Origin of the sequence: Akkermansia sp. AE01SA01, assembly GCF_036417395.1 — a bacterium.
Classification (GTDB): domain Bacteria; phylum Verrucomicrobiota; class Verrucomicrobiia; order Verrucomicrobiales; family Akkermansiaceae; genus Akkermansia.
In genome coordinates, this window is record NZ_CP143890.1 from 790,979 (window position 1) to 806,676 (window position 15,698).

Below are 15,698 nucleotides of genomic sequence, written 5' to 3' on the forward strand. Positions count from 1 at the left end.
TAAGTTACACTGAATGGAGAATTTTTCTTTGACGTAATGTTCCGTGCCTTGTTTTCATCCGTACTGGCATGCGTGCCGGTGTTGCTTCATGCGCAGCCGGTTTCCGAACCTGCCGTGAAGGCGGTTATCCACTCCGTGAATATATGGAGCGGCGAAGGCTGGTTCCATGGAAAAGACACTGTCCCGCATCTGACCATGCACATGCTGTTCCAGTGTACGGCTCCTTGGAAAATCGCCTCTGTGCATTTGGAGAAAACGCGGCTGGATTTATGTGATTCTCTGGGAAGCCGCCCTCCCGGTGTGCAGTTGTTCCATCAAGCTTCCGTGACAGAACGGTGGATGGTAAGCCCTCTCCGGCCGTGGCTTTCCGTGGAGGGAAGGGATTGGACGCCTGGGCGGGATGCCCGCTGGGTGGAAGTTCGGGGAACTGCCGCCGTTATGGTTTCAAGCATGGACAGGGATTCGGAAGTGGTGTCGGTCCCATTGGAAAAGGGGACGGGGGTTCCCGTGGTGCTGGAAAAAGCCGTACTGAACCACGGGAAGGAAGAGGATGTACACACGGAGCTGACCGTGACAAACTGGGGTTTCTCCATTCCCGGCCAGAAAGATAATGTATGGGTGGAGTTGAGTTTGGTTCTTCCGGATGGAAGCGGAGCCCGCGAATTGGAATTAGTGGATCGGGACAATCCGGAAGAGAAGAACAATCAATCTCTGCTGCCGGGAAATTTCAGGAACGGGAAGTCCACATGGGCGGCATTCTTTGTTCTGCAAAGACCGGAAGACAATCGGCTGAATTTCAGGATCCGGTATGCGTCGGGATTGAAGGAAGCGGAAGTTCCCGTTTCATTCAGGATTGGCATGGCGGGAATGGTTCTCCCGGCGGGGGCGGCCGGGGAAAACTGTGAAATAAACGGGAACGGAGAATGATGATGAAGAAAAGTTGCGGAATATTCTGGATGACAGGCTTGGCGATGTTTGCCGGAGCGCAGGATGCGGGCGGCTTAAAAAGTTCCGATGTAAAAGTGGAATTTCCGGTAGTCCAAATAGGGTTGATGGATAGAAAGGGAGAGAGCCTCCCGATTCCGAAATTGATATTTGGAGCCATGCTGAGTGTCCCTGCCCCCCTGAATTTTGAAGCTGACGACAAGGTTCAGGAACAAGTTCTGACGGCGGAGGATTCCACGGGGAAAAAGCTGGGCGATGTGACGTTTAATCTTGCCTTTCTTGGTGGAGCGTCCAGGGAGAGCGTGAACAAGACGCTGGTTTACGGCGAGTGTCCGCGCCTGCCGGCTGCGGACGCATCATGGGTGCGTTTGCGGGGAACGCTTCGTGTTCCTGTGGCGCGTGACCGGGAGACGCCCCTTTATGAATTTCCGCTGGAGGAAAAGGAGGTCAAAAAGGATGTGCCTTTGTCGCCGTATGCTGAAAGAGAGCAGAAAGGCGACATCATCGTTGCAGAGGAGGAACCCGCCTGTGAATGGACGGTAAGTCTGGCGGAAAGGAAGGGAGAGCAGTTCACCGTACGTGTGTCACTGGGCAGCGAGCACCGTTTCATGATTGATGAATGGCAGTTGTTTGATGGAAAAGGAAGGAAAATTGATTCTTCGGTGTTATCCTTTTTCGGGAGTGTTTCGGAGAATTTTCTGGAGGATGGCTATGTCCTGCAATTCCCTTATCAGGGAGAGTTGCCGGTATTGAAAGTCAAGCTGCTGTACAAACAGCACGTTGATATCGTCACCGTGCCTGTGGATGTCAGAATAGGATTGGGAGGCCAAAGAAAGTAATGGAGGCCTCCGGGAGCAGAAACTCCATGGCCTCTTGTGGCGGTTTCTCCGGCTGGGGCGGAGGAATGGTTCCGGAAGCATTTTTTGTGTGAATCCATGCTCCGGACGGGCAGGGACGCGGTCTTTCCTGATTCCGGACTGTCCTTCCGTTTAAAGTACCTTGGAGAAGAATTCCTTCAGCCTGGGATGTGACGGGTGGTCGATGACCTGGGAAGGGGAGCCTTCCTCCACAATTTTTCCCCTGTCCATGAATATAATGCGGGTGGCCACTTCCCGGGCGAATCCTATTTCATGGGTGACGACCGCCATCGTCAGGCCGCCTTTAGCCAGCTCCTTCATCAGGGAAAGGACTTCCCCCACCATTTCCGGGTCCAGGGCGGAAGTCGGTTCGTCAAACAGGATGACGTCCGGATTCATGACCAGGGAACGCACGATGGCAATGCGCTGCTTCTGGCCGCCGGAGAGCTGGAGGGGATAGGCATGCCGCTTGTCATACAGGCCGATGCGCTGGAGCAGGGCTTCCGCCTGGGCCGTGGCTTCCTTTCTGGTGGCGCGGCCCGTCTTCACGGGGGCGATCGTGATGTTTTCCAGAATGGTCAGATGAGGGAAAAGGTTGAAATGCTGGAAGACCATGCCTACGTGCTGCCGGAATTTGTTTACATCCGCATGGGGCGCGTTGATAAGTTCCCCCTTGAACCGGATTTCCCCGGAGGTGGGCTCTTCAAGCAGGTTCAGGCAGCGCAGGAAAGTGCTCTTTCCGGAACCGGAGGGGCCTACGATGAACACCACCTCCCCCTGATTGATCTGCGTGGTGACATCGTGCACCGCATGGACGGCATTGAACTCCTTCACCAGATTGCTGATTTGGAACATGGGCATGGGCGTATGTTGGGGCGGCTCATTCATTGTTTTTCAGTCTCCTTTCCAGCTTGCCCAGCAGCCAGCTGAACAGCATGACCATGGCCAGGTAAATCAGGGCCACGGCCATCAGGGGCATGAAGGCGGTGTAGGTCTGGCTGCGGATGATGTCGCCGCCCTTGGTCAGGTCCTGAAGGGCGATGTAGCCGGAGACGCTGGTTTCCTTCAGGAGCACGATGAATTCGTTCCCCAGGGAGGGCAGCACGTTTTTAAATGCTTGCGGAAGAATGATGTAAATCATGGTCTGCGCATATCCCAGGCCCAGGCTGCGGCCTGCTTCGAACTGCCCCTTGTCGATGGCCATGATGCCGCCGCGGATGATTTCCGCCACGTAGGCGCCGGAGTTGAAGCCGAAGGCGACCACAGCCACCAGCACCTTGCTGATATCCACGGAACCGAAGATGATGAAGTAGATGATCAGCAGCTGCACGACAACGGGGGTGCCCCGGATGACCGTGAGGTACAGCTTGCAGAGAGCATTCAGGAAACGGAGCTTTCCCGTCTTGTCGTGGGTGGCGCGGATGACGGCCACCACGAAACCCATCAGAACGCCCAGAAGTACGGAAAAGAAGGAAATCTCCACCGTAACCAGAAAACCGTTGGCCAAGTACTTCCAGCGTCCTTCCTGAATAAAATTGACCTCAAACGACTCTTTCAGGTCCAGCCACTTGCCTTCCAGCCAACCGGTTCCTGCGGCATGGGCGCCGGATGAACCGGGAGGCCTGACCTGCATGGCGGCGTATTTGGCCCGTATCTCTTCCAGCTTCCCGGACGCCTGCATGTCGGCAATGACCTTGTTGACGTGCTGGAGGAGTTCCGTGTTTCCCTTGCGTATGGCAATGGCGTACGTTTCCGAGGTCAGGGGCTCCGGCAGTATTTCCAGCTCATCATGGTTGGCCAGGTACATCTTTGCCGGGTCCCGGTCAATAACCACCAGGTCCACCTTGCCTGCCGCCAGTGCGGCCACGGCCAGCGCCCCGTTGGGAAAGCGTTCCGGCTGCTGGATGTTGCGGGTGACGTAAATGTCCCCCGTAGCTCCGTGCTGGACGCCGATTCTCCGGCCCCGGATATCGTCCCTGCTCCGGATGGAGGAACCTTTGGGAACGATGATCACCTGGGCCGCCTCCACGTAGGGAATGGAAAAATCCACTTGTTTCCGGCGTTCCGGAGTCACCGTAATTCCGGAGGCCGCCACATCCGCCTTGCCGGAAACCACGGCCGTAATCACGGAATCGAAGCTCATGTCTTCAATCACCAGTTCCTTCCCGGCGCGTCTGGCTACTTCCCGCATGATCTCCGGATCAATGCCCATGATGGCGTTTTCCTCCCGGAACTCATAGGGCGGGAACGTGGCCTCCGTCACCATCAGGATTCTGCCGTTATCCGCCGCGGAGGCTCCGGAACACAACAGGCACCAGCTTGTCAACAGGGCTCCGAGGCATTTCAGAAGATGGATCAGCGGCATGGCAGGGTGAATGAGTACATGATGGCGGTTGAACCGCTGGGATATATGACTTACCAGCCAGGAAGGCAATATAAAATTGACGCAAGCCTCTATTCCGGCCGCATGGAAAACGTGGGATGCCCATCCCGTGCCGTAGTTGATTCAGCCGTCCGGCGGATTGCTTGATGAAGCGCATCCTTTTATCCTGTTCCCGGGTTGGCACGGGATGAACAGAATCATACCGCCTTAAGCAGCGTATAGCCCAGCCAGACGGCCAGGAAGCCGCCTGCCAGACTCAGGACGGCATAGAGAAGCAGCGTGAAGAATTGAGCGCCCTGCGCCATCAGGAAATTTTCATTCATAAAGGTGGAAAAGGTGGTAAAGCCTCCGCACAGCCCGATGGTGAGAAAAATGCGCAGTTCCTGATTGATCAATGTGCCCCGGTCAAAAAAGCCGTACAAAATGCCGATCAGAAAACATCCGGCCAGATTGACGGCCAGAGTCCCGAGGGGAAATCCCTTCACGACGGAATCATTCAGGCAGCAGGAAAGAAGGTGCCGGAGTATTCCGCCGATGAAGCTGCCCAAGCCGATCAGGAGGATGCTTTTCACGGTGGGAATATAAGTAATGCTCGTCAGCGTGTACAGGTCTTTGATGCGTTTAATGAAAGAGGGTGGTTTTTCATAGCTGGGTGAAAAAGAATCATTCCTGCTATTGTTCGGAGCAAAGCGACAAAAGCAAGAAATGAAAACTGCTGCAAGCAGATAAGCTTGCAGCGGCTAGGATGAATCTGATGACGTAGAATAAGTCTATCGTCTATTTTTGTATGGATGTGACTTCAAATCAAACTAGCGGATCACCATGTTTCAGAAAATGAGCATGGGTTTGTAGTTATTTGAAGCTGATTATGTTTTCCATTAATATTTGATGAGAGGCATCAAGGCTATATTGACAGGCCTGTTCTCATCAGCTGTAGGTACAACTCTTGACGCATCAAATATGGTTTTTTCATTAAGTGACCCTGCTTCCCAATATCTAGCATTAGATATTGATTCTGAGCTTGCCGCATGTGCTTGTTGCGTAAAAACTCCCGATAAATTCCTTGCCCAAAGCAACCCATTTAGACATCCCATGAAACTAAATGTTCCTGTAATGTTGCGGATTGCATCTCCTTGAACACTTCCTGCTGTCCTGTCTCCAGTTGCTGCGCGGATGAACAGGCCGTTATCCCTTGTTAAATCAGGAATGGCAAAAGTAGTCGCTCCGTCTCCCCCATAAGTGGTGCCGATGGCTGCGTGCAGGGCGGGGTACTGGCTTATCTGCAACAGTGCCCCATTGCATTTCAGCCAGCCCTCCGGCGGTGTGGAGCCGCAAAACCACATGAAGCAGCCCGGAGCAATTCCAGATCCGCCCGGACCTTCCGGACCGGCGGGGCCGGGATCGCCCTTGTCGCCCTTCGGGCCTTGTGCCCCGGCAGGTCCCGGCGTTCCCGGTTCTCCTTTGGGGCCTTGCGGCCCTTGTGGGCCTGTGGCTCCGGGATCGCCTTTATCACCTTTGTCCCCCTTGGGGCCTTGGCCTCCGGCGTTCCATTTTTCTTTTTCCTCCGCTGTGACGTGGATGGTCGTGTCTTCGGCATGCATGAAAAATTCATCCTGCATTACCATCGGAATTCCATTAATGGTTGTGGTTTCTTTCATGATTATTATTTTTTGTAATGGAGTATGGGAAATCTCCGCTGCCGCCTGTGTAGAATAGGGATATATCCATTTGCCAAAGGTATTTTTTATTTTGCCTGGCAAGCGGCAGCGACCGATAACACTTCGATGGGAATTTGCCCCCATTCCGGAAAAACATCATCCCGTGTGGAACGTCAGAGGACTGGAGAAGATTTACTGCTATATAGTGAAACCTGTAATGATGGCGGTTGATATTTTTCTGTAAAATAATACCAGGACATTCGTTGGACAGTTGAGTGCCACGGTTGTTGAAATGTGTATTGAGCCGGTCCGGAGAGCATGTTTGCCTGCAACCTGTTTTTCGGCAGGAAACAGAAGGACACGGTCTAACGTTGGCATATTTCCTGCGGCGAACGACATGTCTTGAGAAACAGGAAACAAAAAACCGCTTTAAGTATTTGATCTTAAAGCGGTTAAAAGTGGTCGGGTTGACAGGATTCGAACCTGCGACCCCCTGCACCCCATGCAGGTGCGCTACCAGACTGCGCTACAACCCGATAAAATCGGACCGACCGGGGCCGTGTCTTGCGACGGCGAGGTGTATATAGGAAAACTTTAGTGTTGGCAAGAGTCTTTTTTCAATGCATACCTTTTTTGTCATGAAGCAAGTTCAAGTAGCAGTTGTCGGGGCCAGTGGCTATACCGGGCAGGAGTTGTTGCGCATTCTGCTGAATCACCGCGGGGTCAGGCTGGTATGCGCTACGTCCCGCCAATATGCCGGACAGCCGCTGTGGGAGGTGTTTCCCCGTTTCCGGCAGGTGCCGGGCTCCGATTTGAGGTTTACGGATTCCGATGTGGAGGCCATTGCCGCCACCGGGGCGGAAGTGGCGTTTCTTGCTCTGCCGCATGGCGTGGCCGCCTCCTATGCCCGCGGGCTGGTGGACCGTGGCGTGCGCGTGATTGATTTGAGTGCGGATTTCCGCCTGAATTGCCCGGATGTGTATGAGGAGTATTACGGGAACGCCCATCCGGATACCGCTCTGATGAAGGAGGCCGTGTACGGACTCCCGGAATGGCGTGCGGCGGAGATTGCCCGGGCGCGCATTGTGGCGTCTCCCGGCTGTTATCCCACCAGCATCCTGCTTCCTCTCATCCCTCTGTTCAAGGCCGGGATTCTGGAACCGGAAGACGTGGTGGTGTGTTCCGGCAGCGGCGTAAGCGGCGCGGGGCGCAAGGCGAGCATCCCCCTGCTGTTTTGCGAATGCAACGAAAGCTTCCATGCCTACGGCGTGCCGAAGCACCGCCATTTGAGCGAGATTGAACAGGAACTCTCCTGGGCTGCCGGGGAAACGGTGGTCATGTCCTTCACCCCGCATTTGATCCCCGTGAATACCGGCATTTGCTCCACCATTACGGCCCGGGTGAAGGAAGGAGCGGATCCCGATTCCGTGGGCCGCCTGCTGGAAGAAGCGTATGCCGGGGCTCCGTTCGTACGTCTGCTGGGCCGCAACCAGCCTGCGGATACCAAGAACGTGACCCGCACGAATTGCGTGGACATTGGCTGGGCCTATGATCCCCGCACAAAACGCGTGATCCTGATGAGTGCTGAGGATAATGTGGTGAAGGGAGCGGGCGGCCAGGCCGTCCAGTCCTTCAACCTCATGTGCGGGTTTGATGAAACGGAAGGCTTGTGGGTATTATAGTTTTTTGTTACGCTGAAAACACTTCAAGACGATGAATGATTCATCCTATATTCCGGTTGACGGGGGCGTTTGCGCGCCCCAGGGCTTTCTGGGCAGCGCGGTGAGCTGCGGCATCAAGAAGCCTGAGGCCACGCGCCTGGACCTGGCCCTGATTTATTCCACGGAACCCTGCGTGTCCGCGGGCGCGTTTACGACGAACCGCGTTCAGGCGGCCTGCGTGAAAGTGAGCCGGGAGCATCTCCGCAAGGGAGATATCCGCGCCATTGTGGCGAACAGCGGCAACGCGAACGCCTGCACCGGAGCCCGGGGGGTGGAAGACGCCAGAGGGGAATGCACGCGCATTGCGGAGATTCTGGGATTGAAGCCCTGCGAAGTAGCTGTCTGTTCCACCGGCGTAATTGGCCTGCCGATGCCCATGATGCGCATTTACCCGAAGTTTCCGGAATTGGCGGAAGGCCTTTCCCGCGAGAAGGGGCATGAAGTGGCGCAGGCCGTGATGACGAGCGATACAAAGGAAAAGATTATCGCCATTGAATTCATGGTGCAAGGCAGGCCCGTGCGCATCGGCGCCTGCTGCAAGGGGGCCGGCATGATCAATCCCTGCATGGCTACCATGCTGTGCTTCATCACGACGGATGCGGGCATTTCCCGCGATGTGCTGGAACTGTGCGTTCAGTCCGGAGTGAAAAATTCTTTCAACTGCATCACGATTGACGGTGACATGAGCACGAACGATACGGTGCTGGTGATGGCGAACGGAGCATCCGGCGTGAAGCTGGAATCCCCGGAAGACATTTACACATTCCAGCAGGCCCTGGCCTACGTGATGCTGGAACTGGCCAAGCACATCGTGCAGGACGGGGAGCGCGTGACGAAATTTGTGACTGTCCGTGTGACCGGAGGCCGTACGGAAGATGAGGCGAGGAAGGCGGCGGAAGCCGTTGCCAAATCCTCCCTGGTGAAGAGTTCCTGGAACGGGAATGACCCCAACTGGGGGCGCATCATTCATGCCGTTGGCTATTGCGGCGCGAAGGTGGATGAAGAGAAGATCGACATTGATATTGCCGGGCTGCCCGCCTGCCGGGGCGGCGTGCAGGCGGATACTCCGTCCGACGATTTGCGGCAGGCCGTGCAGGTCCCTGCGTTCCAGGTGGATATTCATCTGAACCGCGGTGAGTTTTCCCACACGGTGTACACGACGGATTTGTCTCCGGAATACGTGGATTTCAACCGTTCCGAATATGCGTACTGGAACCAGGCGAAGGCCGACGGCCTGACCCGGTAGCGTTTGCTGAACATGGCGTCAGGCAGGTGCCGTCATGGAAGAGCGGAGGGGAATGCCCCCTCCGCCGAGGTGTTGGCGGCTGTGCGGCTGCTGCTGGAGGAAGGCGCCCGGCGCGCTTCCCGTGCGCAGCGTTTCTGCACGGGCACGGCGGACTGCTGCCGCTTCCGCCTGACGGGGGAAACACCCCACGTTACCTTGGGCGAGGCATGGCTGGCCTGGAAGGCATGGCGCGCGGCCGGGCGTACCCGCGTGGAACTGCCGGAGGACGGAAGCTGCCCTTTTCTGAACGAACAGGGGAGATGCATGATTTATGAAGGAAGGCCGCTGGCCTGCCGCACCCATTTTTGCATTTCCGCAGGCGGAACCCTCCCGCGCCGGGATGTGATTGACTTGATTCATGACCTGGAAGACATAGACGCGGCACTGGGCGGCGGCGGCGCCTGCCGCCTGCCTGAAGCTGTGGAACGGCTGTCCAGAAAAGGCGCCGGGAGAGGGAAAAGAGCCGGCCGTTAGCGGGATTTGAATGGGGCGCCCTCAGATGGCACTTTTAAGGAATGCGTTTCCATAAAACGGAGACCACCGCTGTGTTCCGGAATGAGGGGTTGCTACAGAACAGGCACATGTGCAGGAACAGTACCACCTGGTTTCCTGAAGAAGGACTGAATTCGTGCAGGTTGGTTGGGACCTCAGGCTTGGGAGCCGGATTCCTTGTTTTTCTCCTGTTTTGAATGGAGATGGCGCAGGGCGCTTGCCGCCTTTTTATTGCCGTGGGCAATGGCCTTCTGGTACCAGGCTTCTGCTTCTTCGTCATTTTCTTCAATGCCGTAGCCGTGCGCATAGCAGTTGCCTACGTTGAACATGGCGGTAGCGTTGCCTTGGTCGGCTGCTTTCAGGTACCATTTCAGGGCCTCCGCGTGATTGACAGGGGTTCCTTTGCCGTTCAGGTGGCACCATCCCAGGTTGAGCTGGGCCGTATTGTGCCCCTGTTCGGCTGCCTTGGTGTACCAGTAGACGGCTTTGCTCATGTTCATCTCCACGCCGTGTCCGTTGCCGTAGCACCAGCCCAGGGTATATTGGGCCGTGATTTGCCCTTGCAGGGCTGATTTGTGGTACCAGACCAGCGCCTTGTCCAGGTTGGGCTGAACGCCGAATCCGTTTTCATAGCACCATCCCAGGTTGTACTGGGCCGTGGCATGGTTCTGCTGTGCCGCTTCCTCATACCAGTAGGCGGCTTTTTCCGGGTTTTTAGGCGTACCGCTCCCGTTGCCGTAGCACCAGGCCAGGTTGTATTGGGCGCGGGGATCTCCCTGTTCCGCCGCCTGACCGTACCAGTACACGGCCTGTTCCCAGTTCCGCTGGCTGTTGCTGTTTGCATAAATCCAGCCCAGATTGAGCTGTGCGACGGCATGGCCCTGTTCCGCCGCTTTCGTGTACCAGCTGATGGCCTGCTGTTCGTCTTTTTCCACTCCCAGGCCGTTGATGTAGCAGAACCCCAGGTCGAACTGGGCTGTGGGGTGGCCCTGCCGGGCCGCCTTTTGATACCAGTAGAATGCCTTGTCGTTATCCTGCGGGACGCCGATGCCATTGGAATAGGCCCATCCCAGGTTGAGCTGGGCGGTAACGTGGCCCAGTTCCGCCGCCTGATGGTAGCAGTAAAAGGCTTCCTGCTGGTTTTCCGCTACGCCTCGCCCCTGTTCATAATTGATAGCCAGTTGGAACAATGCCTGGGGATCTCCCGCCAGGGCCGCCTGCTGGAGGGTTTCTATATCGACGGAATAGGTAGAGACTGATTTTTCCTGGTCGCCGTGATTGTCGGAAGCGTCGTTCATTTCACAAATGCGCACTGGAGAACATTGGAACAATTGGTGCTCTCCTGAGTTGTGCGTTTGCCTATTCTGCACATTTGCCCGGTAAGAATCAAGGCCCGTTTTTAAGAGAGGCAAGGGTTTGGGACCGGCTCATCACACCGTACGCCTGCGGTGGCACAGAGAAAGGAAGAACCCGCAGAAGGACAGTACCGCAGCGGATGGTTCGGGAATAACGAGGTCTCCCAGCGGTGCCTTGAAACTCTGTATTTCTCCCAGCTGGCAGCCAGTCAGCCCTACATCGGCATAGGTATTGTCGTATACGTCATCTTCACCGTCCACGCTGGTCAGGTAGATGTTGTTCTCTTTGTCCAGAAGGACTTTCTGCCGGAACATGCCCACAGAGTAATCGTCTGAATCCGTCAGATAGACAATCAAATTTCCATCGGGATCCATATCATAGCCCCACATGGTGATGGCGTGTCCTCTTCCATCTTTCCCAATCGTCAGAGTAGTCCCCCAATTGTTGTTGATGCTTTGCGTTAAGATGCTGTAAACGCCGTTTTTGTCATCGCCGTTCCAGAAGGAATAGAAACCGAATAAAGGAGAGTCGCCGGGAATCCCATCTCCCGGATTGGGATCTACGTAGTTCAGTTTCAGTTCTTTCCAGTACCCTCCTTCATGGGCGGAGGCGCCTTGAATTACGGACTCGGTGGGGAAAAAGACATCCGGGAGAGTGTCGCCATTAAACCACCAGTTCCAAGCCTGTTCCACGGAACCGCCTTTGTTGCTCCAGCTTGTCGTGATGGCTTGGTAAATGCGTAACTGGCAGGCTTCCGGCATGTTGTCGTAAGTGGAGGATTTACCGTTGGGCGTTGTTGGGGGCAGGTCGCTTCTGGTATCCTGCCACCACTGGAGGACGTTGGAAGCTGCTGCTGCCCAGCAGAGTTGGTTATCAAAGGGATTGTCGGAACTATAATATCCGGAGGGACGGGCAAGGATGGAACCGTCGCCCCACGTCCACTTGGTTTTCTTGTTGCAATCGTACCATCCTCCGGATTCCGAGACATTTTCCAGGAATACGGGCGTGGCGCATGACGGTTCAGGCAGAAGGCACCATGCAAGAAGTGCCGCTGGCAGGAGACGAGTGGATAAAGAAAACATAGGTATGAGAATGAAATTCTCCTAGCTTCTAGAGAAAATCCTGTTCAGCGTCAAGATAATGATGAAACCTGTTTTCAAGCGGGATTCAGCCAGCGGGATGTGGGTGCCTCCGGAATGGCCGCCACGGCGGCGGGCGTTCCTTCCGCGACGATGTTTCCGCCGTGCCTTCCGGCGCCCGGTCCCATGTCGATGAGATGGTCCGCCGCATTCAACAGGTCCCGGTGGTGTTCCACGCACAGGACGGTGTGTCCGGCATCCCTCAGCCGGAAAAGGGCCTTCAGGAGAAGTTCCACTTCATTAAAGTGCAGCCCCCCTGTGGGCTCGTCCAGAATGAACAGGGCGCGCTTGTCGTCTTCCGCCAGTTTCCAGGCCGGCGCCTTGGCGAGTTCCGAGGCTATTTTGATGCGCTGTGACTCCCCGCCGGAAAGGGTGTCCGCCCGGCGGTCGAGGTTGAGGTAGCCCAGTCCCACGTCTTTCATGCTTTTCAGAATGGCCGCAGCCTTGGGCAGCGTGGCGAAAAATTCCGCCGCTTCATCCACGGTAAGGGCCAGCGCCTGGGCGATGGATTTTCCCTTCCATGTTACTTCCAGTGTTTCGCGGTTGTAGCATTGGCCCTGGCAGGCGTCGCAGGGCATCGTTACGTTGCCCAGAAAATTCATGTCCACTTCTGTCATGCCGGTTCCCAGGCACCGTTCGCAGCGGCCGCCGCGGACATTGGTGGAGAAGCGCGCCGCCGTGTAGCCCCGTTGCTTGGAGAGGGGCAGTTGGGCGTAAAGGGGCCGCAATATATTGAGCAGTCCCGTGGCGGTGGCCGGCGTGGAGCGCGGGGATTTGCCGATGGGCGCCTGATCGATGATGACCAGGCGACTGAGACGTTCCGAACCCTGTACGAGGGGGGGGAGTCCCTTTTTTCCGCTTAAATCCTTTTTAAGTGCGGGAATGAGGCAGTCCCGCACCAGGGTGGATTTGCCGGACCCGGACGGCCCGGAAATGCAGGTGAGGGTACCCAGCGGAAGACGTAGCGTGATATTGTTCAGGTTGTGCCTGTTCGCATGTGTCAGAACGAGCTGGCCGCTGGGGGCGGCCCTGCGTGGCGGTGCTGGCATTTGCCGCGTTCCGGAAAGCCATGCCCCAGTGGGACTCTCGGCGTTTGCCATGATGTCCTGAAGGGAACCCTGCGCCAGGATATGGCCGCCGTTGGCTCCGGAGCCCGGACCCATGTCCACCAGGTGGTCCGCAGCGCGTAGAATTTGTTCGTCGTGTTCCACGGCAAGCACCGTATTGCCCAGGTTGCGCAGCGTTTGGAGCGCCCGCAGCAGGCGGTCCGTGTCTGAAGGGTGCAGCCCCGTCGTGGGTTCGTCCAGGATGTACAGGACGCCGGAGAGGCCGCCCCCCAATTGGGAAGCCAGCCGTGCGCGCTGCAATTCTCCTCCGGAGAGCGTGTTTGCCTGGCGGTCCAGGGAAAGGTAGGACAGCCCCAATTCATTCAGGAAGTGGGTGCGCTTGTTGACTTCTTCCATCACGGAATTCAAGGCGGGGGCCAAGGTTGCGGGAATTTCCAGCCGTTTGGTCTCTCCGGCCATGTCCTCCAGCGGGAGCGCCGTGAGTTCCGCCAGATTGTAGGCGTGGTCCGGCGTGTGCATGGTAACGGCCAGTGCCAGCGGGGAGAGCCTTTGCCCGCGGCATTCCGGGCATGGACCGTTTTCCTGTTTGTTGAGCCCGGTGCCGTGGCAGGAGGGGCAGGCGCCCAGAGGGGAGTTGAAGGAAAAATGGCGCGGCGTGAGCTGGGGAAGCAGGTATCCCGTTTCCGGATTGCGGTAGCGGGTGTGGAAGGCCTGGACGGCGGGTTCCTCTTCCGGCCTGGTGATGACGGCCCTTACTTCGTCCGGATTGATGCGAAGTGCGGTTTGCAGGGAGTCCGCCAGCCGGGAAGAGGAGCTTTCCCCCCGGATAATGATGCGGTCAATGACCAGCGCCGCGTCCGCCGCCGGAACGTCCGGAACCCCTAATTCCTCAATATCCCGCACTTCCCCGTTCCAGTAGATGCGCAGAAAGCCCTGTCTCTGGAAGTCGCCCAGCGTGGCGGCGGGGTCCTGGGCCAGCAGGGCTTCCGCGGGGGCCGTCAGCACCAGGCGCGTTTGTTCGGGCAGGGTAGCCAGGGCGTTCGCAATCTGGTCCGGGGTTTGCCGGACCAGTTCCTTTCCCGTCTCCGGGTCGTGGGGGCGCCCGGCCGCCGCATACAGGATGCGCAGGTAATCCAGGATTTCCGTGATGCTTCCCAGCAGGGTCCGGGGATGCTGGTGCCGGGCGGACTGCTCCAGGGAAAGAGCGGGGGGAAGTCCCGTGATACTGTCCACGTCCGGCTTGTCCGGCTGTTCGATTCCTTGCCTGGCCCTGGCGGACAGGCAGTCCAGAAAGCGTCTGCGGGATTCGGCAAAAAGCGTGTCGAACGCCAGGGAGGACTTGCCGGAGCCGGAAGGACCGCTGAAGGCGATCAGCTTGCCGGAAGGCAGGTCCAGATTCAGATTCTGCAGGTTGTGCTGGCGGGCGCCGCGGATGGAAATGGGAAGATTCATGTCAGGACAGTCTGGTGAGGGAACCCTGGTGGATTCCCCCTTCTTCAATGACAAGGCGGCGCGCCGTAATGTCACCAAGAAATTTGGCATGCCGGTGGATGGTGACAGTACCTTCCGCCGTGAGGGCGCCTTCCAGGGTTCCCTGTACCCAGGCGTTTTCCACATGTACGCCTCCCGTGACCAGTACGGCCGTCTTTTTTTCCACGGTCAGCCTGCGGGCGCGCAAGGTCCCGGAAATATGCTGATCCGCCTTGATTTTGCAGACGCCGCTGCACAGCAGGTCCCCGGAGGCTTTTCCATTCAGGATCAAATCCCGGCATTCAATATGCAGCCCTTTCAGGTCGGCGTTCGCCTGCACGGTCACGCAGCCGCAGGTCTGTACCTTGGTCCGGTGCGTCCTGCTGTGCAGGGTAATGTCGTCCAGCTTGATATAGGCGGAGCAGTGGCTGCACCTGGCGGAGACGGCGGTAACGGGAACGGCGGTACGCCGTCGGCAGGCAAAACATTCCACGTTCCGGGAAGGAGCGTGGCTGCCGCCCGTTGCCGCCGGGAGCGTCCAGGGCGGGGCGGGGCTTGGCTGGCGGATTTTTCCGGAGGGCCGGGGGCAGATCCGGGGCACGGGATGGAAAGGAGTGTTCATGGGACAAGGAGGGGCGGCAAAAGAACCTGCGTTCCTTTGCCGCCCCTGAAAATGGCTGATGGGTGGAATGTTTATTCCGCATCAATGTCCAGCGTACTCTGGCTGGCCGGAGCGGCGGCTTCCGGTTCCGGAGAGAAAGAGGAAACGGGCAGCGGCTTCTGCGCGGTAGCGCCTACGGTGGGGGCGCCTACGGTGGAATGGCCGATGAAGATGGCTCCCGCTTCAATCGCCAGGGAGGCGGCCTGAATGTCGCCCACAAGTTCCGCCGTGCTTTTCAGTTCCACGCGGTCCGTAACGGTGACGTTGCCGATGACCTTGCCGTGGATGATGACGGACTTGGTATTGATTTCCGCGCGGATGACGGCGTTCTGGCCGACGGAAAGGACGCCTTCGGAAGAAATGTCGCCTTCCACCGTACCGTCAATCAGCAGGTCGTCGGAGAAGCGCAGGGAGCCGACGACTTCCACGTCGGAATTCAGCACGTTGCGTGTCAATTGCTGGACGCGGGTGGTGGGAGCGTATGATTCGGGAGCGGAAACGGGGGGCGCGGCCGGTTCCGGAGCGTCCTGCCCTTTGGCGATGTCCATCCAGCTGGGGGAAGGTTCCGCGTTCTTATTGCCCTTGGGGGCGGGGACGGTAGTGAATGATCCAAACATGGTGTTTAAGAGGGGGGTAAGATTAGGTAGGAGCTCTTGAAACTCGT

Annotated in this window: 14 protein-coding genes, 1 tRNA gene and 1 pseudogene; 5 read left to right on the forward strand and 11 right to left on the reverse strand. The window is 57.3% G+C overall.

The genetic code is table 11. From position 1 onward, the window contains the following. Positions 1 to 72: 72 nt before the first annotated feature. On the forward strand, positions 73 to 927 hold the full coding sequence (locus V3C19_RS03205; protein ID WP_149874352.1) for a hypothetical protein: 855 nt from the start codon (positions 73 to 75) through the stop codon (positions 925 to 927). Further along, the gene (locus tag V3C19_RS03210; protein WP_295933680.1) at positions 924 to 1,784 is read left to right on the forward strand and encodes a hypothetical protein; all 861 of its coding nucleotides are present in this window, start codon (positions 924 to 926) and stop codon (positions 1,782 to 1,784) included. The genes V3C19_RS03205 and V3C19_RS03210 overlap by 4 nt, the downstream gene beginning before the upstream one ends. A 150-nt stretch (positions 1,785 to 1,934) precedes the next feature. Here V3C19_RS03210 and V3C19_RS03215 read toward each other — a convergent pair whose 3' ends face one another. From V3C19_RS03215 to V3C19_RS03235, 6 genes and pseudogenes are all read right to left on the reverse strand, one after another. Further along, positions 1,935 to 2,690, reverse strand: a complete 756-nt coding sequence (locus V3C19_RS03215; protein WP_275667852.1) for an amino acid ABC transporter ATP-binding protein — start codon at positions 2,688 to 2,690, stop codon at positions 1,935 to 1,937. Then, positions 2,683 to 3,366, reverse strand: coding sequence for an amino acid ABC transporter permease (locus V3C19_RS12815; RefSeq protein ID WP_342778974.1), 684 nt, complete (start codon positions 3,364 to 3,366; stop codon positions 2,683 to 2,685). Before V3C19_RS12815 ends, V3C19_RS03215 begins: the two co-directional genes overlap by 8 nt. Before the next feature lie 135 nt (positions 3,367 to 3,501). After that, a pseudogene (locus V3C19_RS12820) lies at positions 3,502 to 4,167 on the reverse strand (transporter substrate-binding domain-containing protein); the annotation flags it as partial. 215 nt (positions 4,168 to 4,382) lie between these two features. Next, positions 4,383 to 4,757: a fluoride efflux transporter CrcB gene (gene crcB, locus V3C19_RS03225; RefSeq protein ID WP_295933688.1), complete on the reverse strand. Its 375-nt coding sequence runs from the start codon at positions 4,755 to 4,757 to the stop codon at positions 4,383 to 4,385. 306 nt (positions 4,758 to 5,063) lie between these two features. Beyond that, positions 5,064 to 5,987: a tail fiber protein gene (locus V3C19_RS03230; protein WP_330937151.1), complete on the reverse strand. Its 924-nt coding sequence runs from the start codon at positions 5,985 to 5,987 to the stop codon at positions 5,064 to 5,066. Between the two features lie 315 nt (positions 5,988 to 6,302). Further along, a tRNA-Pro gene (locus V3C19_RS03235) sits at positions 6,303 to 6,379 on the reverse strand. A 102-nt stretch (positions 6,380 to 6,481) separates the two neighbouring features. On the opposite strand from V3C19_RS03235, the gene argC reads away from it, so the two are divergent. From argC to V3C19_RS03250, 3 genes are read left to right on the forward strand one after another with little or no spacing between them, the layout of a single operon-like run. Then, on the forward strand, positions 6,482 to 7,525 hold the full coding sequence (gene argC, locus V3C19_RS03240) for an N-acetyl-gamma-glutamyl-phosphate reductase (protein WP_130083033.1): 1,044 nt from the start codon (positions 6,482 to 6,484) through the stop codon (positions 7,523 to 7,525). A 31-nt stretch (positions 7,526 to 7,556) separates the two neighbouring features. Continuing rightward, the gene (gene argJ, locus V3C19_RS03245) at positions 7,557 to 8,810 is read left to right on the forward strand and encodes a bifunctional glutamate N-acetyltransferase/amino-acid acetyltransferase ArgJ (protein WP_130083032.1); all 1,254 of its coding nucleotides are present in this window, start codon (positions 7,557 to 7,559) and stop codon (positions 8,808 to 8,810) included. Positions 8,811 to 8,822: 12 nt separating this feature from the next. Next, positions 8,823 to 9,323, forward strand: coding sequence for a YkgJ family cysteine cluster protein (locus V3C19_RS03250; protein WP_130083031.1), 501 nt, complete (start codon positions 8,823 to 8,825; stop codon positions 9,321 to 9,323). Positions 9,324 to 9,496: 173 nt separating this feature from the next. Here V3C19_RS03250 and V3C19_RS03255 read toward each other — a convergent pair whose 3' ends face one another. The 5 genes from V3C19_RS03255 to V3C19_RS03275 form a co-directional block, all read right to left on the reverse strand. Further along, positions 9,497 to 10,639 (reverse strand): tetratricopeptide repeat protein, encoded by a 1,143-nt coding sequence (locus V3C19_RS03255; RefSeq protein ID WP_130083030.1) that lies wholly within the window; start codon positions 10,637 to 10,639, stop codon positions 9,497 to 9,499. Between the two features lie 132 nt (positions 10,640 to 10,771). Beyond that, positions 10,772 to 11,779, reverse strand: a complete 1,008-nt coding sequence (locus tag V3C19_RS03260) for a hypothetical protein (RefSeq protein ID WP_295933693.1) — start codon at positions 11,777 to 11,779, stop codon at positions 10,772 to 10,774. A gap of 74 nt (positions 11,780 to 11,853) precedes the next feature. Beyond that, the gene (locus V3C19_RS03265) at positions 11,854 to 14,355 is read right to left on the reverse strand and encodes an excinuclease ABC subunit UvrA (RefSeq protein WP_130083028.1); all 2,502 of its coding nucleotides are present in this window, start codon (positions 14,353 to 14,355) and stop codon (positions 11,854 to 11,856) included. Position 14,356: 1 nt separating this feature from the next. Continuing rightward, positions 14,357 to 14,995 carry a polymer-forming cytoskeletal protein gene (locus V3C19_RS03270; RefSeq protein WP_130083027.1) on the reverse strand — a complete coding sequence of 213 codons (639 nt, stop codon included), beginning with the start codon at positions 14,993 to 14,995 and terminating at the stop codon, positions 14,357 to 14,359. 71 nt (positions 14,996 to 15,066) lie between these two features. Then, entirely contained in the window at positions 15,067 to 15,651 is a 585-nt protein-coding gene (locus V3C19_RS03275; protein WP_238623766.1) for a polymer-forming cytoskeletal protein, read from the reverse strand. Positions 15,652 to 15,698: the final 47 nt, after the last annotated feature.